This is a genomic window from Streptococcus sp. LYSM12, from assembly GCF_004569635.1.
Lineage (GTDB): Bacteria > Bacillota > Bacilli > Lactobacillales > Streptococcaceae > Streptococcus.
The window spans coordinates 12,606-34,528 of the sequence record NZ_SPOZ01000021.1; the positions used below are offsets into that span (position 1 = coordinate 12,606).

Consider the following 21,923-nt stretch of genomic DNA (forward strand, 5'->3'; position numbering starts at 1 on the left):
TGTATAGTCTTTTAGTTTCTCTTTTATTACTTCGTTACCTCGCTTTGCTGTACTCCAGTACTACCTGCAGCTCCTTGCCTAGTACTAAAAGTAAACGAAATGTCTATATTGTACTCCAAAAGCGAAACGGTCTATTTCTAGACCGTTTCAACCCGAACCTAACATCTAAGAAGTGAGCGCTTTTTCTACCTGTCGCATTCTTTCCCGCTCCCTTGTTAGACGTTGATTTCATGGAGAATTAGCACCTTTTCTCAATACCAATCTTTCGTTTCATTAGCCGCCCACTGGTAATTCAGTCATTGTTTCCAAAGAAACCACGACAGTCCGACCTGCTTTACCAAGAAGAGAGATTGTCTTTTGTTCAGGCTGGTAGCTAAAATTTTCGATAGAAAGGTTGTATTTCCCGGCAAGAATGACTAATTTCTTTTGAAATTCCTCCACTGGCATACCATATTCACCTGCTAGCCTCTGTTGCTCCAATTCATCCTCATCTGGTTCATAACTTGCGTCATCCTCATCTTCATCATCATAGTCTTCTGAAATCTTACCATAATCGCTTGAGATACCATAACCATCGGCTGATGCTGGTCGTTCTGCAGGATGCAAGACATAATATTTAACAGTTGCCAGAAATTGCTCTAGCGTGTATCCTTCTGGTGCTTCAAAATGTCCTGTATCGAATAAATAGAGTGAAAGATTATGGTAATGGTTATGATGAGGAATGATGATTTGCTCATTTTGTAAATCCACCACATAAGCCGAACGATAAGGCATATCTTCTACTGGAACCAGCTTAGCAGGCTCTACCCGATTGTAAATATCAATTGCTTTTTCGCTGGTCGCTGGAGGAATGAGTGCTTCCTCTTTATCCTGTAGCCCAGCCTCCACCACATAACGGCGTGCTTCCTCCTGCTCTGTCACAGACAAGTCCTTCTTTGGAATATAGTGGCTATGCTCCATGTGCGGTGTTAGGTAGCCGTCACCTTCGTCACTGATAATATTTGAGGCTTCAAAGATATACCCGTCAGACGTTGTATACATACCTGCTAATGTTGCAACTTGCAGTTCTTGAGCGGTATAAGCAATTTTAGAATTTGGCTTTCCAATCCGTTCTGGATATTGGAGTAGGGAGATGCAAGCAAGGATAGACCGTGTTAGCCCCACTTTATCAGTCGGCTCTCCATTTAAAGCCATCACTAATTGGTTAAGTTTATCATACGCTACTTGGTCAGCTTGTTCACCTGCTACAGATGCAATCAACTGGTAGGCCGCTTGGTAGAAATCCTTATAGGTTGCACTGATATCCTTTTTAGGAGCTAATAAAGTAGCCTGGCTAGTGATGGATGCTTTCGGTTTGTCAGAGCTTGGTTTGCTTGGGGTAGGTGCTGGCTCTGGTCGAGTTGGTTGGAGGGGATTGGTCGGTTTAGTAGGCTTAGAAGTCTGTTGACCACGAACAATCCCCACTCCTTTCAGATTTGTTAAACTCGGAAAACGACGACCAAGCGGAATCATTTTGGCTATCTTCTGCTCCAAAGCAGATAACTTGCTATAGGGGATAAAATGATAGTGATTTCCATGAGGGATGACTACTCCACGCTCTACGCGATTGGTAATCTGCACCGGATCAAACACCAGTCCATCTTCCTCCACATAGCGCTTGTCTAATGGAAGAGCGTACAACTCTTTCAACAAGTGGATCACTTCTTCCTCTGTGGGTAGCGCTGGTTGTATCATCGGCTTCACAGCTTGTTTTGGTCTGTTCGGAGTAAAAAGAGTTGTTCCTGCCGGTTGTGGCTCTGAGGGGCGAGGAGCTTGGTGGATATACCTAGGAAGCTGTGGTTTAGGATAATCCGTAATCATTTGACCCCTGCGTTTCCAATAAGATTGAGCAAGACGCAATTCATCAGGAGATAACTCACTCTTTGGAATATAGTGGAAATGAGCGCCATGCGGTACAAGGTATGCATCGCCCATATCCTCGATAATATCGCTCGGATTAAAGACATAGCCGTCATCTGTCGTATAGCGTCCCTGCTCTTTCGCAAGAGCAGCTGCTTCTGTCAATTGACCTGCATTTGTCTGCGCCTGACCATATTGATGTCGCTGCCAATCAATATCCTCTTTACTCCGCACATTGGTAGGATTTTCTTTATTACTTAGATAGAGATAATAGTGTCCATTGACCTTGATAATGTAACCATCATTTACTTGGTTGACAATGTCCGCCTCCTGCAATTTGTAATCAGGATCTTTCAGAATCAACTCTTCACTGATAATGGCATCATAGGGAACCTTTCCATTGTAATAATGGAAATGATCTCCATGAGAGGTGACATAGCCTTGATCTGTGATCTTAATAACAATTTGCTCTGCTGCATTATTTTCTTTGGCACTGACCTGCTCCGGTGTCAATTCCTCAATTTTCACCTCTGCCTTTTCTTTAGAACTCGCTGTGTGTTCCACATAGTTCACTTGGTTGCTCTCGTTTTTTTCTGCTCCTTTATACCGTCCCAATTCATAACTACAAAGACTTAGGGAAAGAGCAACGACACTTCCAATGATATATTTCTTTTTCATTTTGTTAATTCCTTTGCTAATATAGCTATCGTTTTTTCTAAATTTTCTAAATAAGATTGTTCATTTTCTGGATCCGCTTCCAGAGGATTTAGGGTCTTCAATTCAACACCTGTTGATTTCGCTACCGTTTCAGCCACCTTTGTGGAAACATTGCTTTCTACAAAGATTGTCTTTATCTGATACTGCTTGACAAATTCTTCAACTTCAACCAGTTGCCGTGGACTAGGCTCCTGCTCCGGTGAAATTCCTGCAATCCCTAGCTGTTTCAACCCGAATCGTTTCGCCAAATAGGAAAAAGCTGTGTGTTGGGTAACAAAGGTTTTTTGTTTTGCTTTTTCAAAAATTGGCTGATATCTCTTGGTCAAGTTCTGCGCTTCTTGGCTCAGTTTATCCGCATTTTTTTGGTAAAGCTCCTTATGGTCTGGATCAAGCTCAGATAACTGCTGGGCAATGAGCTGCGCTTCTTCTGCAACTTTTTCAGGATCCAACCATGTATGGGGATCGTAGAGAATCTTTTCATCTATCCCATTACCGACCTCCATGTCTTCCAATCCTGCTACCTTTTCCAAACTCATACCTTGTGAGGCTTCAATCTCCTTAACCTTTGACTCTTGCAAATTCGGAGCAAGCGCTCCTGTCCAAGACTCTAAAGTTCTGGAGTGATAGACAAAGACATCTGCATCATAAATGGCTGCCACATCATTCGCCGATGGCTCAAAAGAATGGATACCATTACGCGTTTGAATCATCCGAACATCATTCACATCGCCTGCAATTTCTTTGACCATGGAATAAATAGGATAAAAACTCGTGACAATCTTCAGCCCTGCTTCCTTTTGATCTCTTTGGCGGCTACATGCCATCAAGGCAATACAGATAAATAAACTCGACAAGATAAGGACAAGGATATTCCTCTTCCTTTTCATAAAAGCTCCTCTCTTAATTATTAACCAGTTATCTATATAACCAATAATAAACCCAGCTATGTAGTTAACTGGTTTATAAACTAGTTAATAATATACCACTCTCTTATTAAGCTGTCAAGTTTTTTTGAAAAAAAAGAGCTAGAACGAAAAAACGTGCTCTAGCTACTTCAAAAAAGCTATCGTCCAATTCATACTCATCAAGAAGCAGCTTCTTCTGTTGTGATGCTCTGCGAAAATCACATGCAAACAGCATCAACATCGCCTTGTCAAATTTTAGTCTTCCTTTCGGCTTCCAAGTCTTATTGATAGAGTGTCAATGATGAAAATGGAGTTCTTATAGCCGTTTCGTTTATTTTTAGTACTAGGCAAGGAGTCGCAGGTAGTACCAGAGTACAGCAAGACGAGTGAACGAAGGAATAAAAATATAAACGAAATGACTATACCAGCAAATGGCATTCATTCCAATACATACCATTGCTCTATTCTCAGTGGTTCTCCTATGACTGTTGTCAATCATAGACAAAATCCAGTTATAGCACAACTGAGGCAAACATTTTCTCCGTCTTACTATCGGGTTTCGTCCACTACTCCTTGTTTTATCTCTTCTAACATCTTGGCTTCCTCAGTAGATAGCTCATAAGTTTCTAGTAAATCTGGTCTACGCTGGTAGGTCTTTTTTAAACTCTCATACAAGCGCCATTTGCGAATATTTTCATGGTGACCACTCATGAGAACTTCTGGAACAACCATGCCACGAAAATCATAGGGACGTGTGTATTGGGGATGCTCTAATAAACCAGATGAAAAACTGTCATCCGTATGGCTAACTTCCTTACCAATCACCTCTGGAATCAAGCGTACCGTCGCATCAACCATCGTCATAGCAGCCAGCTCCCCACCTGTCAATACATAATCACCAAGCGAAATCTCATCTGTCACCAAGGTCTTAATTCGCTCATCATAGCCCTCGTAGTGACCACAGATAAAAATCAAATGGTCTTCCTGAGCCAGGTCCTCTGCATAGGCTTGATTAAACTGCTTGCCAGCAGGATCGAGTAAGATGACGCGGGCCAGTTTCTTTTCAATCTGGTCATAGGCATCAAAAATCGGCTGTGCACGTAATAACATGCCTTGTCCGCCACCATAGGGCTCATCATCAACATGACGGGACTTTTCCGCATTTTCCCGAAAATTATGATAACGAATATTCAACAAGCCCTTTTCCCGAGCCTTTCCAACAATTGAATGCTCCAAGGGGGCAAACATCTCTGGAAAAAGGGTCAAAATATCAATCTTCATCGTCTAATCCTTCTGGAATCTCTACTTGAATACGACCAGCTCCCCTATCAACCTCAAGAACTACAGAGGGGATATAAGGCAAGAGCAAATCACGCTTACCTTTGCGCTTGACTACCCAAACATCATTGGCGCCTGGCTGTAAAATCTCCTTAATCTTTCCAAGCAAAGTATCTCCCTCATAAACTTCAAGACCCATGATTTCATGGTAGTAAAACTCACCCTCATCCAACTCTACCAAGTCTTCTTCTGCTACCTTTAGAACATAATCGCGGTATTTCTCGATATCATTGATATGGTACATCCCTTTGAACTTGATAATATCAAAGTTTTTAACCTTGCGATGACCAGCAATCTCCACATCCATGACAAATTGATCCTTGGGATTAAACAAGGCTAAGTGATTTCCTTTTTTGAATCGTTCTTCAGCAAAATCGGTCACAGACAAAACCCGCATTTCTCCCTTAAGACCCTGAGTATTAACGATTTTTCCAACTTTAAAGTAATTCATGTACTCTCCAAAACTCTATAATATGCCTTATTGTATCATGTTTGAGCTATTTTCTCAAGACAACAAAAAGAGCGGAAAATCCGCTACTTTTACTTTTCATCAATTACAAGACGAACTTTTTTATCACTTGTCGGAACAGAATAAACAATCGTTCGAATCGCAGAAATTGTGCGTCCTTTTCTGCCGATAACACGACCAATATCAGACTTCTCTAAGTCCAAGTGATATTCTAAAAACTCAGGAGTATCAACGATTTTTATCGTCAAGCTATCCGGCTGTGAAATTAAAGGTTTCACAATTGCAATAATCAGATTTTCAATCATGTCCATAAGTGTTCTCTCTCAGTTCGTTTTATTTTGAGAATTTTGAGTCGTGGAATTTCTTCATTACTCCTGCTTTTGAAAGGATGTTGCGAACGGTATCAGAAGGTTGTGCACCATTTGCCAACCATGCAAGAACACGGTCTTCTTTCAAAGTTACTTGATTTTCAGCAACAAGTGGGTTATAAGTTCCAACTGTTTCGATGAAACGTCCGTCACGTGGTGCACGTGAGTCTGCTACGTTAATACGGTAGAAAGGTTTTTTCTTAGAACCCATACGAGTTAAACGGATTTTTACTGCCATTTTCTATGAATCTCTTTTCTTTTATAGTGTATCGGTGAAATAGCTCACACTAAACAAATCTTAACTTTAAGCTCGTTTCATTTGTCCCTAAACTTAGAAACATTCGAACGTGCATGAATTGCTATGGTTGATTTAGTGAGTATAAACTACTTATCACATCTTCTATTATATCAGATTTTAAAAAGGTGTCAAGAAAAAAACTTGACACCTACTCATTTTTATTGATTACTATTCGTCAAGTCGTCAAAGCTACTGCGTTTCTCCACCAACTGCCTTGATGTCTTCCTTATCATGGTAAGACACAATAGCAGAAATTGCTACTTCGATTCCTCTGACGATATCGGTCAAACTCATAGAAGCAGTTTGGGGCTTATCTATGACCTGCTCCGTCATAAAGGGTATGTGCATGAAGCCTGCTTTCAGACCTGGAAATTTCTTGTCAGCCAAATACAAGGCTTGATACATCAAGTGATTGCAAACAAAGGTTCCCGCAGTATTTGATACAGATGATGGTAACCCGGCTGCTTTGACTGCTTCGACCATCGCCTTAATCGGTAAGGTCGTAAAGTAGGCAGCTTCCCCATCTTCACGAATCGCAACGTCAATCGGCTGATTCCCCTCGTTATCTGGAATACGGGCATCATCTTGGTTGATAGCAACCCGTTCCGGTGTTAAGCCAAAACGTCCCCCTGCTTGACCGATACACAATACAATATCTGGTTGATATTCAACGATTTGTTCTTCCAAAACCTGAGCAGACTTATAGAAAACAGTCGGAACTTCTATCCACTTTACTAGGGCACCAGCAATACTTGCTGGCAACTGCTTTACTGCCTCCAAGGCTGGATTGACGGGCTCTCCACCAAAAGGATCAAAAGCTGTTATAAGAATCTTCATACTACACTCCTTTGCTTTTTTATACTAGGTTATCGCTATCCATATCTGACTGGCTTTCACAATAAAAATAGTGAACGGTTGAGGATAAAACAAAAGCTGTTGCAAGGTTTCCTTACACACGGCCACCTTTAGTTGTCACAAGCCAACCTGCTTCGATTGTTTAGCGGTAGCTTGCTGGCTCCTCCCTGCATTTCATTTGTGACGAGCCTAAATAGCCTCGCAGGGGTCTCACTACGAAGCGGTCCGCTTCTGTTCGGCCGCAATGCGGTAGCTTGCTGGCTCCTCCCTGCATTTCATTTGTGACGAGCCTAGATAGCCTCGCAGGGGTCTCACTACGAAGCGGTCCGCTTCTGTTCGGCCGCAATGCGGTAGCTTGCTGGCTCCTCCCTGCATTTCATTTGTGACGAGCCTAGATAGCCTCGCAGGGGTCTCACTACGAAGCGTTCCGCTTCTGTTCGGCCGCCTATTTTTTCTTTGCTCGTTTTACGGCTTTGGTATCTTAAGGTAGGCTATACCTTTGGAGGCGGGAAATAGACGTTTGTGGGGGCAAATGCTTTCTAGGAAGTAGGCTGAAAACCTCCACAGGAGCTTTTCACTCGTCCTATTTCCTATTTTTCTTTCGCTTTTTTAACGCCCTCGTATCTTAATACCATAGTGGAATTTTTGATTAGAACGAACCAAGCGGGTAAAGCCCAAATCTTCAAAAACCGTATCCCTAAAGTGTGCTTTCAGAATAATTTTTTCTCGTGCCACCCGCTTAGCTTCTGCCAGTATCTTTTCTGTTAAGCGGGCAGGATTAGCAAGTCCTGTAAGACCTGATAAGTTCTGCGATTCGCTAATCACTTCTGAAAACATAGGGTCAAAATAAAGAATGTCAAAGGATTGGCTGGGTTGCTGGCGTAAAAAGGAAAGACTATCCATTTCCACCACTTCAATGGAGCGCATAGCCTCATTGACCTTGTGATTTCCTGTATCAAAATGTTTCAACCCTTGACTGACGATAAAGGCAATCAGCCTGGAAGATTCTACTGCTGTTATTCGATGACCTGCACTTGCCATGACAATACTGTCCGATGCTAATCCCATCGTGCAATCACAAATTGTTTTGGAACTTTCACCAATGAGATCAAGCAAGGGATCATGGTTTGATTTGATTCGTAAAAGCGCTGTATCTGGGTGGAAAAAGAAACGCTTCCCTCCCAGTTGCTCAAAGACTATCCTATCCTGGTACAGCACCAAAATATGCCCGTACTGGTTCTGAAGTTTTTTGATAGAAGCTTTCCCACGCTCCACATAGACCACACCAAAAGACTGAGCAAGGGCTTTTGCGCGCGCCACTAATCGTTCGTCCATACCAAGACTTGTTGTAATAATCCATTTCATATACTGCCAGTATACCAAAAAAGAAGACTTCTGTCGAAGTCATCTCTCATCTTAAACCTCTTATTTCAATCACAACAAATGCAGAAAGTGACCATTTCTAAACCTTTATTGATGAACCAAAGATTTTATAAAAAGCATTCCTATAGATGAACACGATACACTGTTCACACTTTTTAGAGAACGAAGACCTTCACAATTCAAAAATGTACGGTAGGTCTCACTCTAAAAACTTTCATACCTTTGTCATGTATATCACTTCTATTGTATACTCTATAAAAATCAACAGTTGATATAGTCATTTCGTTTACTTTTAGTACTAGGCAACTCGCTTTGCCGCACTCTACAGTTAGTAAGGAAAGGACGTTCCAATAGGTCATACTTTCGCCCGTCGTCCATATTCCCGACAAGAAAAAGAACGAGACTTCATCTTCCTTGCAAAGTCTCGACTTTTTTCATTTCTTTATCTTTAGGTTCAAACAGGATACAAAAGCCATTAAACCCCAAGACATAGCCCACTTCGTAAGCAAAGTTCGTCTTGCTATAGCTCCGACAAAATTGGGAATGTAACTGTTTAACTAGGAGTGAAACAGTCTAGGGATAGACCATTGCATCCTAAACCTAGCATGTAAGAAGTGCGGAAAAACAAACTCTTTTCCGCTCCTCCTACTATCTTCTGTTAGGATGTTACTTTTGTGCGAATGACTTCTGCATCCAAGTCTGTCGCTGGTGTCCAACCCTTTGCAAGAAGTTCTTTGATATAGAGTTTGTTATAGAGCATTCCCCAAACAACTCCTACTCCAATACCTAAATAAGAAATTCCTAACCGATAACCAAGCGTTCCAACGACTAGACCTACACCAAACATGATTCCTGTCCACTTCCAATCCTTACGGAACAAAGGGACAAAGAAACCAAAGAAGAAAGCTGTCCAAGAAAAACCAACAGGTGCTTGGTTTATTTGTCCAGCTGGACTCACTAAATTAATTTTCATTAGCCTCACCTCAGCATTTTACTGTGAACCATTATAACCTAAAGAACATTCGTTGTAAAGCTCCGACTCTCTAAGACTTGTAACATTGCTTCTGCTGTATCAAGGGCTGTAAAGAGCGGTGTCCCCGTTTCAATAGCAGAACTTCTGATGACTTGTCCGTCGCCTTCTGCTACACGTTTGGTTCCTACTGTATTGATAATCGCCTGTACCTGACCTTTGCGAACAAGAGCGGGAATATCATTATCTTCACCCTCGCCCAATTTATTGATAGCAGTGGATTCTAACCCATTTGCCTTGAAGAAGTCGCTTGTTCCTTCTGTCGCAAAAATACTGTAGCCGATTGCCTCAAATCGCTTCGCTAGTCCAAGTGCCTCCTCCTTACTCTCATCCGCAATTGTAAAGACCACATTTCCAAATTCTTCTAGATGGAAATGACTGGCTTCAAAGGCCTTGTAAAGAGCTTTTTCGAGGGTTCTATCTGTCCCCATCACTTCACCCGTTGATTTCATCTCGGGACCTAAGAGACTATCAACCTTAGCTAGTTTGGTAAAGGAGAAGACTGGTGCTTTAACATGGACATTAGCCGATTCTGGATACAAGCCATCTTCGTAACCTAATGCTGCTAACGTTTGCCCCAAGATAAGCTTGGTCGCTACCTGCGCCATTGGAACATCTGTCACTTTCGACAAGAATGGTACCGTACGGCTAGCACGTGGATTAACCTCAATGACATAGACGATGTCATCTTTGATGACAAACTGAATATTCATCATGCCAATACAGTTCAGCCCAATCGCCAAACGCTTGGTATAATCTGCAATGGTCGCTTGTATTTCTTTTGATAGCGTCTGCGGAGGATAGACCGCCATAGAGTCTCCAGAATGAACACCTGCACGTTCGATATGCTCCATAATTCCTGGAATAAGGACATCTCTACCATCCGAAATAGCATCAACCTCGCACTCCCGTCCCACAATATAAGAATCAACAAGAACAGGATGCTCAGGACTTGCTTTTACAGCTGTCCGCATATAGCTGCGCAAATCAGTCTCATTTTCAACGATTTCCATAGCCCGTCCACCAAGAACATAGGATGGTCGCACAAGAACAGGAAAGCCAATCTTACGAGCCGCTTCAACTGCTTGCTCCTCATTGGTTGCAGTCTGCCCTGGTGGCTGTGGAATCCCGAGATCTTTCAAGGCTTTTTCAAACAAATCACGGTCTTCTGCACGGTCCAAGTCTGCAACTTGGGTACCGATAATCCGCACTCCCGCTTTTGACAATGGTTCTGCCAAATTAATCGCAGTTTGCCCACCAAATTGGACAATGACACCGAGCGGCTGCTCCAGCTCGATTACATTCATAACATCTTCAACCGTCAAGGGTTCAAAATAGAGCTTGTCCGATACAGAAAAATCAGTAGACACCGTCTCTGGGTTTGAATTCATGATAATCGCTTCATAACCCGCTGCTTGAATGGCTTTTACTGAGTGAACAGTCGCATAGTCAAACTCAACCCCTTGTCCAATCCGAATTGGGCCTGACCCCAAGACAAGGACTGATTCTCTTTCAGAACGAATGGACTCGTTTTCCCACTCATAGGTCGAATAGAAGTACGGTGTCGCACTTTCAAACTCGGCTGCACACGTATCAACCATTTTATAAACTGGAACGATGCCATTTTCCAAGCGGAACTGTCGAACTTGATCTGTAGTCTGTTGCCACAATTCAGCAATCTTACGATCCGCAAAACCGTTTTGCTTGGCAGTCTTTAAGATAGCCACATTTCCGACATTTTCCACTAAGGTGGCTTCTAACTCGACAATATGAAGCAATTTATCCAAGAAAAAGACATCAATCTTGGTTAGATTAGCAATTTCTTCCACCGTAAATCCACGACGAAGCGCCTCAGATACATAGAAAAGACGATCGTCTTGGGCTTTTACAATCTTTTCAACAAGGACATCGTCTGTCACCTCAACCAAGTCTTTCATTTCGTTGTGGTAAACACCGATTTCAAGCGACCGGCAGGCCTTTAAAAGGCTCTCTTCAATGGTTCGCCCAATCGCCATGACCTCACCTGTTGCTTTCATCTGCGTTCCCAAGCGGCGCTCACCTTTTTCAAATTTATCAAATGGAAAGCGTGGGATTTTTGCAACAACATAATCCAGCGCTGGCTCAAACATAGCATAAGTCGAGCCTGTTACAGGGTTCATCATTTCATCCAGGGTCAAACCAACTGCAATCTTGGCTGCTAGCTTAGCAATCGGGTAACCCGTTGCTTTTGAGGCAAGGGCAGACGAGCGAGACACGCGCGGATTGACCTCGATAACATAATATTTAAAGCTATGCGGATCAAGAGCCAACTGCACATTACAGCCCCCCTCAATCTTCAGCGCACGGATAATGCTCAAGCTTGCATCCCGCAACATCTGGTTTTCAATATCAGATAGGGTCTGTGTCGGTGCAAATACAATCGAATCCCCTGTATGAATGCCCACAGGATCAAAGTTTTCCATATTACACACAACAAGAGCATTGTCTGCACTATCACGCATCACTTCGTATTCGATTTCCTTAAAGCCAGCAATCGAGCGTTCGATCAAACATTGGGTCACTGGAGACAATTTCAGACCATTTTCCGCAATTTCACGGAGTTCTTCTTCATTGGCACACATACCACCACCAGTTCCCCCAAGGGTAAAGGCAGGACGGACAATGACAGGATAGCCAATGGAACCAGCAAATGTGATTGCTTCTTCAATGGTGTTTACGATTTCAGATTCTGGAATGGGTTGTCCCAAGTCTTCCATTAACTGCTTGAACAAATCACGGTCTTCTGCCTGGTCAATCGCTGATAATTTCGTACCCAGCAATTCAACTCCCAGCTCGTCTAGGATACCTGCCTTGGACAATTCCATAGCCATATTAAGGCCTGTCTGACCACCCAAGGTTGGCAGGAGCGCATCTGGACGCTCTTTTCGTAATATACGAGAGACAAATTCAAAGGTAATCGGTTCAATATAAACCTTATCTGCAATCTCCTTATCGGTCATAATGGTTGCTGGATTAGAATTGACCAAGACCACACTATAACCTTCTTCTTTCAAAGCAAGACAAGCCTGCGTTCCCGCATAATCAAACTCCGCAGCCTGACCAATAATAATCGGACCAGACCCAATCACCATAATTTTTTTAATATCACTACGTTTTGGCATAATTAAGATATAAAGGGCGTATAACAAACACAGTCACAATCAGAGTTTTGCCGCAGAACCATGGATTCTGAGGAACACTATCTTTTTGACCAAGTTCGTAGTCCGTATTCAGTTCCCTAAATACACTACCCTTTGTTTCTCCTTTCTATTCGTCAGCTCTCAGGCTGCCATTAAATACTTCTTTTCTTAGAACCTGTATTCATAGCTCAACACTTTCATTCAAAGCCAGCATCCTATATACTCAGGCTTCTTTTTACTACAGCCTATATTCTTTCCAAAAACTGCCTTGATTGTCGAAAAACCGACCTCTGGAATCAAAACCTCTCGCCTATGAGTAAGATTCCTATGACGTGTATGTTTCTGCTTGAAAGGCATCAATCAATTCCATGAAGTCATCAAATAGGTAGCTAGCATCATGTGGACCAGGTGCCGCATCAGGGTGGAATTGGACAGAAAAAGCTGGTTGGTAGCGATGTCGAACCCCTTCGACCGATTTATCGTTAATTTCTTCATGAGTAATCATCAAGCAATCTGGCAAGTTTTCGCGCGCTACCGCAAAGCCATGGTTTTGAGAAGTAAAGTCAACACGACCTGTTGCAATTTCCCGAACAGCATGGTTAAAACCTCGATGACCAAATTTCATCTTGTACGTACTAGCCCCATTCGCCTTAGCCAGCAACTGATGCCCCATACAAATTCCGAAAATCGGGATTTTTCCTTGAATACTGCGAATCATCTCTAAAGCCTCTGGCACATCGTCTGGATCCCCGGGACCATTTGAAAGCATAACACCATCTGGTGCTAGGTTTAAAATTTCCTCAGCAGTCGTATTAAATGGAACCACGGTAATATTACAGTCCCGCTTTGAAAGTTCCCGTAAAATAGAATGCTTAAGACCGAAATCTACCAAGACGATATTACGCCCAATCCCTGGTGCAGGATAGGCTGTTTTTGTAGAAACTTGCGCAATATTATTGGTTGGAAGCACCGTTGCCCGCAGTTGATCCAATAAATGCTCTACTGAATCTCCCTCATCTGCTAAAGTCGCCCGCATGGTTCCATGCTGGCGGATAATCTTGGTAAGGGTGCGTGTATCAATTCCTGAAATACCAGGGATTTTCTTGGCCTTTAAAAACTCATCTAAGGTCAGCTGATGCCGCCAGTTGCTAGCTCTGCGTGCCCATTCACGGACTACCACACCCTTACAAGTCGGTGTAATAGACTCATAGTCATCACGGTTCACCCCATAATTTCCTACTAAAGGATAGGTGAAGGTCAGGATTTGACCGTTGTAAGACTGGTCGGTAATGGACTCTTGGTAGCCTGTCATCCCTGTATTAAATACAATCTCCCCTGTCACTGCAATATCTGCACCGAAAGCTTCGCCCTCAAAAATCGTTCCGTCTTCTAAAATTAACAATCTTTTTGCCATATTTTCTTCCTCATCTGCTCCCTCTAGATCCTGTTAACGCCCCTATTTATTAGCCCTTGCATATAAAACAGCTTCTAAAATAGCCATGCGGACAAAGACACCGTTTTGCATCTGTCGGACTATCCGTGATTTAGGTGCTTCCACCAAATCATCTGCAATTTCCACATCGCGATTGACGGGAGCCGGGTGCATAATGATGGCTGTATCTTTCATGCGTGCATAGCGCTCCTGTGTCAAACCATATAGACGGTGGTATTCTTCATTAGAAAAACTCTTATCGCCATTATGGCGCTCATGCTGAACACGCAAGAACATCAAAACATCTACCTGATCGACCATTTTATCCAAGGATACATGCTGACCGTAAACATCAAATTCTTCTGTATACCACTCGCTAGGACCCGCAAAGAACAAACTTGCCCCCAAGCGTTTTAAAATCTGCATATTAGACTTAGCGACGCGTGAGTGGGTCAAATCACCCACAATCATAATCTTCAACCCCTCAAAATAGCCAAATTCCTCATAAATAGTCATCAAATCCAGGAGAGACTGACTAGGGTGTTGACCCGAACCATCTCCTCCATTGACAATAGAAGCCGTAATCGTCGGACTATCAATCAGTTTTTGATAGTAATCTACTTCTGAATGGCGAATGATACAAATGTCCACTCCCAGGGCGCTCATAGTCAAAATCGTATCGTATAAGGTTTCACCCTTATTAACTGAACTGGTTTTAGCATCAAAATCAATCATATTGAGACCCAGACGCAACTCTGCCATTTCAAATGACTTATGAGTCCGTGTCGAATCCTCAAAGAAGAGATTAGATACATAAGCTTTTGGAGAAATAGCTGCTGTCGCTCCTCTTTTAAAAGCTAAGCCCCGCTCAATCAACCCCATAACCTCTTCATTAGACAGACTTTCCATGGTCACTACATGCTGGAGTGACACTTTTTCATCAATGATTGGCATCTCAAAACCTACCTCTTATTTTACCTCATTGGTATCTAACAACAAAACCGAATCCTTACCATCTGTCTCAACCATGTGAACAATAATTTCCTCAGTCCGACTGGTTGGGATATTTTTACCAACATAGTCTGCCCGAATTGGTAACTCACGATGCCCTCTGTCCACTAAAACAGCCAGGCTAACCCGCGCAGGACGACCGAGAGAAACGATATTGTCAATCGCCGCACGGATGGTCCGACCTGTGTAAAGCACATCATCGATTAAAATAACATCGCGATCATTAATAGCTGCTGTCATCAAGGTCGTATCTTCTTCTACTTTCATATCATCGCGGAAAGGCTTGGTATCCAGTTCCCCAAGCGGAACCTCAATCCCCTCCAACTGCTTCAAGCGCTCTTGAATACGCTTTGCAATATAGACACCCCGGGTCTTGATGCCTGCTAAGACAATATTGTCCAACTTTTTATTACGCTCGATAATCTCATAAGTAATCCGCGTAATAGCCCGTTTCATGGTCATCTCATCGACTATTTCTTTGGTTTTCATGACTAACCCCTTTCTCGCCCAATGGCACAAAAAAATCTCCTTGCCACAAGGAGATTTCAGAAAATAAGGTCAAGATAGTTCCTTGAAACCTAGGATAATGTGACCGATACCTTGCCTGATGACAATTTAATCTGCAATTCAAGTCGCATTCTCCACATGAGGTTGACAAAACCATTATATAACCTGTTTTAACTGATACTCCTTGCCTGTTTCACGGAACAGTCCTTAAAGGATTTATTTTTACCAGTATAACAGAAGTTTTATGAAAAGACAAATAATATGTCAGCAACAAAAATCCTATTTTCTATTGATAGGTATCAATACACACCGTATCCATTTTTATATTTTTAGAATGATGCAGAGGTATGCCCCCTTTCTTACCCCCAGCCGTCCCACTAGCTATCATTCTAAGCATGCCACTTCCTGCAAAACTACCCAACTGAGATATACCAACAATCAAGGAAGTGTCAAGCTTTGAGGAGTGAGATATAGCTAGTCTGCTGCTAGCCTTATCGCCACATTTTTGTAGTATGACTGTACATGATTTAGAAGTCTCAACTACCTTTCTTCTTTGGTTTCTAAGCTTGTCCTAAAACACTTTACTGAATTTTTAACCTCCTCTCATCACTTCGATGATTAAGGGAAGCGAGAAAGAACTCGCCAGATAGAAAAAAGAATTCCGTTTTTCCTGACTTCTTAAATACCAGGTTCAGGTAGGTTCGGGCTAAAACAGTCTGAGAATAGATCCTTTCTCGCCCATTCCGCACAGCTCCAACAGTCAGAGTAGTGACTGTTGGAGCTTGGAAATGAAGCGAACGCGTTCGCATCAGTCGTAGAGGTCAGATTTAGAGTGGGAAACACGAACAAATATGAGTGAAGATTTTGAGCCTGTCCTCTTGTAACAAGAGAAAACAGCGCTTCATTTCCAACTTTCAACGGCATTATTCGCTACAGCAATCAACCACTGCGCTGAGATGCTGATGTAAACTATGGGAAACGGATATGGTTTTTTTGCCCAGCCTCAGTCTTTACTTTTCATTTACTCTGAAACATTGATACAACAAGATGCGCTAGCTAGTTATGAATGTTATGAAATAGTATCGTCCTTTCGTTTATCTTTTATTACTTCATTCACTCGCTTTGCCCTACTCTAGTACAGCCTGCAGCTCATTGCCTGGTACTAAAAATGCTCTATTGATTTTTGCAGGGAATGAGTATGCGCGTTAAACATAACATGTAATGAGCAAAAAATAAGGATTGGCGCTTTTGTCCAATCCTTATCTCACCCATTTATTTCTCAGCTACTCCTGTATCTGCGGTCAACTCAACCTCAATCCATGGTGATTTAGAAGCTGAACCGTATTTGGTATCAAAATATTTGACACGTTTATTGACAGCGATAAGCTTTTCAGATTCAAACAATGGAATCGCAAATGCTTCTTTCTCAGCATTTTCTTGCCATTTTTTGTAGTTTTCAAGATTTTTCTTCTCATCAAAGGACTCTTCTGAGCCAAGCGCTTTGAGCAACTTGGTATTTTCATCTGATACATAACGTGAGTAGTTAAATTTCGCTTCTGGTCCCCATAGTCCTGTTGGGTTTGGATCATAGCCAGTGGACCAACCTGCTAGGTAAGCATCGATATTTGCATCATTAGCTCCAATTGTGTCATAGAAAGAATTCAACTCCATGGTACGACCTGTGTAGAGTTCGACATTCAAGCCAACTTCTTTCCACCAAGCAATATACTGTTGGATAAGAGCTTCGTTGGCTTCTGTCCGTTTACGAGCTGCAAGGGTAATTTTGAGTGGTTTCCCATCCTTATCTTCACGGATACCATCTCCGTCCACATCCTTATATCCTGCTTTATCAAGTAAGGCTTTTGATTTGTCTGGATCGTAGGTATAGCCTTTCAAATCAGTATCATGTAAATCACCAAAGAATGAGATAATAAGAGAGTTGGCTGGGTGGTACAAGCCATTGTAAAGTTTTTCGCCAGCCGTCTTCGTATCAAGAGCGTACCCCATAGCCTGACGCAAATTGACATCATTCATTTTAGCATCCGGATTCATGACATTCTTCCCTGCGTCCTTGTCATATTTTCCAAGGTTGAATGATAGGTATTCATAGCTAGAAGCTAACGTACCAAGTACAGTAATATTAGACATATCTTTAAAACTATCTAACTGATCTGTTGGCATTTCTGCATAGTCATAGTGGCCAGCTTTCATTTCTGACACAATGGTATCGGGAGAAACAATATCCATCTTCAGACTGTCTATCTTCACTTTTCCTTTATAATAGTGTTCATTTGGAACAAAGGTTACAGACTCGCCACTGACCACTTCTTTAATCTTAAACGCTCCCATGCCGACGATTTTAGAGGTCGCACGTGCATACTCGCTTTTTTCCCAGTCTGCTACTGGAATATCCTTAAAGATATGTTTTGGTACTACATAAGACGGAATATCTCCGCCTGCATACATCATAGAAGGAGACATTTCTTTAACATTTAGGACAACTGTATAATCATCTACCTTGTCAATCCCTGAAATGCTGTCTGCTTTTCCTGCTACAAAGTCATCCATTCCAATGATATTTTTAAAACCATCATCGAAACGTACTCCTGTATAGCCTTGGTCAGCCATTTTTTCAATAGTGAAGATATAATCATCAATGGTAAATGGCTCCCCATCTGACCACTTATAATCCTTACCTGTGAGCTTAACGGTAACTTTTTTAGCTTTTAAATCAAAGTCGACTTTAGCAAGACCTGAATCATCGAGTTTGCGGTCACCATCATAACCAAACATTCCCTCATCAACCAATACTCCAAACGTTGAACCCACACTATTATCTACCAATTCATCAATCAATAATCCTGTTGATGCTGAAGCTGCCACAAGTGCATACTTAAACTGTCCACCCTTAATCGCAGAACCGTCGTGTGTCACTTCTCCTAGAAAGCTCAAATTCATTGTTTCAGCTGATGATGAGCTCTTAGAACTATTTGCTCCACATGCAGCCAAGATGGATGTCGACAGGAGCGTGATTGCGGCTAGTGAAAATGCTTTACTTGTCTTTTTCATAAAGTTCTACCTCAATTTTTTTGATATATAGCAGATCATGATGAATTTTACATGTCTGTTCCAGTATTCTATCATAAAAAATGACATTTTTCTGTATTTTTTATACAAAAATATTCTTTATTTTTACATATTCTAACATATAAATGTAAGAAAAACCTACTTCTTATGGTAGAAATAGGGAATTTTCCAGACATACTTAGAATATTTAAACAGTCTACTGTTTCCTTGAAAACTTTGGTAATCTCATTGATTTTATCACGAGAAGACCGTAGCCAGCAAGCAAATAAGCGATAAAAATCGTTACTGCATAGGTTAAGACATACTTCCAGCCATATTTTGGTACATTTAAGAAAAAATAAGCAAAAGGACTGTCTTTGGCATCAGGAATCGGCAACTTAATAAACAGGCCATTGATAAGCGCAAAGGCTAGATAAGCAACGGGTAGAGCCGTCCACCAGACGGGGTCAAACCACCTGTATTGTCGCTGCTTATCTACAAACAGAGTGTCCAAAAGAAAATAGAGAGGAACAATATAGTGACAGAGGAGATTTTCCACCCTCCAAAAATCTGTCGCAAGTGGTGCCAACATGAAATGGTAAATAATGCAGGTAATCATAATCGACATCGTCACTGCTGCTTTCACGCGCAGAAACCCTCGACACTCTATCTCTTTCTTTTGATACATAGTATAGACCATATAAGTTGAAAATAGGGTCACTAAAAGGTTCGATTGAACCGTATAATACATCAACATACCAAGACCATGCTTGATAATCTCAAGTGTCGTGCCAATAACAGCAAGAACAAGTAACAGATAACGTGAATAAAACAATTTACTTCGATATTTCAATTTATTTCTCCTAATACTCTCTAAACCCCAACCTTTCATCACTTGTGAAAGTGATGAAAGGTTGGGGATAAGGGTAGCAAAGATCTCCTCTCCTAAACCGAAAGTAGAACGGATGTTTACCTTGAGTTTTTTCAGGAGGCTTTGTATTTTGGTGGAACTGAGTTCGGACTAAAAATGTTAGAAAAAAGATGAATCGTATTGATTACTGAAGTAATCTGCCTCAATTCCCTATTTTTCCTTACATTTTTTTAACGTCCTCACATCTTAACTGGACTCAACCTAAGAGCTATGTAAAAAAGAGACGCAACTCTTGCAACTTTAGTTGCTTACAGGTGTGGCTACCTTTAGTTAGAAATACTTCTAGCATCGATGACGCGTCGGCGTATTTCCTATTTTTACCGTAGCTGTTGCAGGCTGTGCCTGCTTTACAGATATGGAAGAAACTATCCAGCGGAGAGTTTCTTAGACACAGGGTACATTCGCTTTTTAAACGCCCTCGTATCTTGGGGAATTGATCTCAAGCTACGAGCTATGTAAAAAGAAACGAAGCCGTTGCAAATTTTATTTGCTTACAAATACAGCTACCTTTGAAGCTAGGAAATAGACATTTACAGGTCAAGCGCTCTCTATGCTTCTCCGTCATGTTTCCTAATGTTACCGTAGCTATTGCAGCCTGTGCCTGCTTTACAGATATGGAAGAAACTATCCAGCGGAGAGTTTCTTAGACACAGGGTACATTCGCTTTTTGAACGTCCTCGTATCTTGGGCAAGGTGAGCGAACGACGGAAAAAATTACTGTTTGATGACTATAAAATAAGAAGAGGGAGCCAAGCGGCATATAAAGCGCCCTACTCCCAAGTCTTGTAGAAATCTATTGGTTAGATTTTCTTAACAAATTCTGATTTCAATTTCATCGCACCAAAACCATCAATCTTACAGTCGATGTTGTGATCACCTTCAACAATGCGAATGTTTTTCACACGTGTGCCTTGTTTCAGATCCTTAGGCGCTCCCTTGACTTTCAAATCTTTGATGAGCGTTACAGTGTCGCCATCTGCTAATCGATTTCCATTCGCATCAATAGCAACAACTCCCTCTTCTTCGACCACTTCTGCCGGATTCCATTCGTAGGCGCATTCTGGACAGATAAGCAAAACGCCATCTTCATAGACATACTCTGATTGGCATTTTGGACAATTTGGTAAAGTTTCCATGTTATCTCCTCTTCTTTTTTTACTTATTTAGTATACCATGCTGGTGCAAATTGAGCAAGCTAGGCTTTTCTGAGTTTTTCTAGGGTTTCACGGAAAACGGCTGGCACTTCTGCCGTAAAGGTTACAAGCTCTCCAGTCCGTGGATGGGTAAAGCCAAGCGTCTTAGCATGTAAGAACTGACCGCATCCTTTCAAGGTTTTGCGTGGACCATACACTTCATCTCCTGCTACTGGATGACCAATATAGGCCATGTGCACACGAATCTGATGCGTTCGTCCTGTTTCAAGGGTTAATTCTACCAATGTGTAATCCCCGAAGCGCTCCAAGACCTGAAAACGTGTGAGAGCTTCCTTACCCCTAGCAGTTACTGCCTGCTTCTTGCGATCCTTTTCAGAGCGACCGATTGGTGCTTCAATCACACCGCAATCATTGGGCAGATTACCATGGACAATCGCAACATATTTCCGCAAAGATTTCTTAGCCTTTAGTTCTTCTGCTAATTTCTGGTGGGCTTCATCATGTTTGGCCACCATCAATAGACCAGATGTATCCTTATCAATCCGATGAACAATTCCAGGTCGCACGACCCCATTGATACCAGATAAGTCTTTGATATGGTATAAAAGAGCATTGACCAAGGTTCCTGAGGTATGCCCTGCCGAGGGGTGAACCACCATACCTTGCGGCTTATTCACTACTGCCACATCTGCATCTTCGTAGACAAGCTCAAGCGGAAGATTCTCTGCTACATAGCCAATTTCTTCAGCTTCTGGAAACTCATATTGGATACAATCTCCAGCTTGAACTGTATATTTCGCTTTTTTGGCCTGACCGTTGACAAGGACTAGACCAGCCTTTATCTGCTCATTAGCCACCGAACGCGATAAGGAAGTTAAGTCAGCCAATGCCTTATCCAAACGAACTCCACCTGTTTCAACTCTTACTTCCATTTTCCTCTTCTTTCATAATATAGATAAACAAGACTACTACACCAACCGTCAAATACATATCTGCGACATTAAAGACAGGAAAATCAATAAAATCGAGATGAAGCATATCAACAACGTAGCCTAGACGAACTCGGTCAATAAAATTTCCAATTCCCCCTGCAATCACAAGCGACAGGCTAGATAAAAGCCACAAGCTTCCCTTGATATGCTTGATAAAATACCAGATCGTAGCTGTCATAACAACTAAGGTCACAATCGTAAAGAACCATTGCTGATTCTGAAGAATTGAATAAGCTGCGCCATAGTTGCGCAGGTAATAAATATTTATCAGTTTAGGAATAAATGCCTTTTGCTCATTCAAGGCAATATTCGCTACTGTCCAGGCCTTGACCCATTGATCCAAGGCAATCAAACCTACGATACCTAGTGGAAATCCAACTTTTCTCATA

Annotated in this window: 18 protein-coding genes; all 18 read right to left on the bottom strand. The window is 41.9% G+C overall.

The window, feature by feature from the left end:
- Positions 1 to 273 precede the first annotated feature (273 nt).
- On the bottom strand, positions 274 to 2,577 hold the full coding sequence (locus tag E4T79_RS07825) for a pneumococcal-type histidine triad protein (RefSeq protein WP_135029208.1): 2,304 nt from the start codon (positions 2,575 to 2,577) through the stop codon (positions 274 to 276).
- The gene (locus tag E4T79_RS07830; protein ID WP_135029210.1) at positions 2,574 to 3,503 is read right to left on the bottom strand and encodes a zinc ABC transporter substrate-binding protein; all 930 of its coding nucleotides are present in this window, start codon (positions 3,501 to 3,503) and stop codon (positions 2,574 to 2,576) included. Before E4T79_RS07830 ends, E4T79_RS07825 begins: the two co-directional genes overlap by 4 nt.
- A gap of 567 nt (positions 3,504 to 4,070) precedes the next feature.
- Positions 4,071 to 4,802 (bottom strand): tRNA (guanosine(37)-N1)-methyltransferase TrmD, encoded by a 732-nt coding sequence (gene trmD, locus E4T79_RS07835; RefSeq protein ID WP_135029213.1) that lies wholly within the window; start codon positions 4,800 to 4,802, stop codon positions 4,071 to 4,073.
- Positions 4,792 to 5,310 carry a ribosome maturation factor RimM gene (gene rimM / locus E4T79_RS07840; RefSeq protein ID WP_135029215.1) on the bottom strand — a complete coding sequence of 173 codons (519 nt, stop codon included), beginning with the start codon at positions 5,308 to 5,310 and terminating at the stop codon, positions 4,792 to 4,794. The genes trmD and rimM overlap by 11 nt, the downstream gene beginning before the upstream one ends.
- An 89-nt stretch (positions 5,311 to 5,399) precedes the next feature.
- Positions 5,400 to 5,639: a KH domain-containing protein gene (locus E4T79_RS07845; protein ID WP_135029217.1), complete on the bottom strand. Its 240-nt coding sequence runs from the start codon at positions 5,637 to 5,639 to the stop codon at positions 5,400 to 5,402.
- 22 nt (positions 5,640 to 5,661) lie between these two features.
- Positions 5,662 to 5,934 carry a 30S ribosomal protein S16 gene (gene rpsP, locus E4T79_RS07850; RefSeq protein WP_135029219.1) on the bottom strand — a complete coding sequence of 91 codons (273 nt, stop codon included), beginning with the start codon at positions 5,932 to 5,934 and terminating at the stop codon, positions 5,662 to 5,664.
- Between the two features lie 249 nt (positions 5,935 to 6,183).
- Positions 6,184 to 6,831 carry a pyroglutamyl-peptidase I gene (pcp, locus tag E4T79_RS07855; protein WP_135029221.1) on the bottom strand — a complete coding sequence of 216 codons (648 nt, stop codon included), beginning with the start codon at positions 6,829 to 6,831 and terminating at the stop codon, positions 6,184 to 6,186.
- A gap of 627 nt (positions 6,832 to 7,458) precedes the next feature.
- On the bottom strand, positions 7,459 to 8,214 hold the full coding sequence (locus E4T79_RS07860) for a class I SAM-dependent methyltransferase (RefSeq protein ID WP_135029223.1): 756 nt from the start codon (positions 8,212 to 8,214) through the stop codon (positions 7,459 to 7,461).
- 676 nt (positions 8,215 to 8,890) lie between these two features.
- Positions 8,891 to 9,205: a DUF2628 domain-containing protein gene (locus tag E4T79_RS07865; protein WP_135029225.1), complete on the bottom strand. Its 315-nt coding sequence runs from the start codon at positions 9,203 to 9,205 to the stop codon at positions 8,891 to 8,893.
- 38 nt (positions 9,206 to 9,243) lie between these two features.
- A complete protein-coding gene (gene carB, locus E4T79_RS07870; RefSeq protein WP_135029227.1) occupies positions 9,244 to 12,423 on the bottom strand; it encodes a carbamoyl-phosphate synthase large subunit in 3,180 nt (1,059 codons plus the stop codon).
- 343 nt (positions 12,424 to 12,766) lie between these two features.
- Positions 12,767 to 13,855 (bottom strand): carbamoyl phosphate synthase small subunit, encoded by a 1,089-nt coding sequence (locus tag E4T79_RS07875; RefSeq protein ID WP_135029229.1) that lies wholly within the window; start codon positions 13,853 to 13,855, stop codon positions 12,767 to 12,769.
- Between the two features lie 42 nt (positions 13,856 to 13,897).
- A complete protein-coding gene (locus E4T79_RS07880; protein WP_135029231.1) occupies positions 13,898 to 14,827 on the bottom strand; it encodes an aspartate carbamoyltransferase catalytic subunit in 930 nt (309 codons plus the stop codon).
- Between the two features lie 15 nt (positions 14,828 to 14,842).
- Positions 14,843 to 15,373: a bifunctional pyr operon transcriptional regulator/uracil phosphoribosyltransferase PyrR gene (gene pyrR, locus E4T79_RS07885; RefSeq protein ID WP_135029233.1), complete on the bottom strand. Its 531-nt coding sequence runs from the start codon at positions 15,371 to 15,373 to the stop codon at positions 14,843 to 14,845.
- A 1,290-nt stretch (positions 15,374 to 16,663) separates the two neighbouring features.
- Positions 16,664 to 18,460, bottom strand: coding sequence for an oligopeptide ABC transporter substrate-binding protein (locus E4T79_RS07890; RefSeq protein ID WP_135029235.1), 1,797 nt, complete (start codon positions 18,458 to 18,460; stop codon positions 16,664 to 16,666).
- Positions 18,461 to 18,674: 214 nt separating this feature from the next.
- Positions 18,675 to 19,310, bottom strand: a complete 636-nt coding sequence (locus E4T79_RS07895; protein ID WP_135029237.1) for a Pr6Pr family membrane protein — start codon at positions 19,308 to 19,310, stop codon at positions 18,675 to 18,677.
- 878 nt (positions 19,311 to 20,188) lie between these two features.
- Positions 20,189 to 20,524 carry a zinc ribbon domain-containing protein YjdM gene (locus E4T79_RS07900; RefSeq protein ID WP_075104709.1) on the bottom strand — a complete coding sequence of 112 codons (336 nt, stop codon included), beginning with the start codon at positions 20,522 to 20,524 and terminating at the stop codon, positions 20,189 to 20,191.
- A gap of 59 nt (positions 20,525 to 20,583) precedes the next feature.
- The gene (locus E4T79_RS07905; protein WP_135029239.1) at positions 20,584 to 21,474 is read right to left on the bottom strand and encodes an RluA family pseudouridine synthase; all 891 of its coding nucleotides are present in this window, start codon (positions 21,472 to 21,474) and stop codon (positions 20,584 to 20,586) included.
- A complete protein-coding gene (gene lspA, locus E4T79_RS07910; protein ID WP_135029241.1) occupies positions 21,458 to 21,922 on the bottom strand; it encodes a signal peptidase II in 465 nt (154 codons plus the stop codon). The genes E4T79_RS07905 and lspA overlap by 17 nt, the downstream gene beginning before the upstream one ends.
- Position 21,923 lies beyond the last annotated feature (1 nt).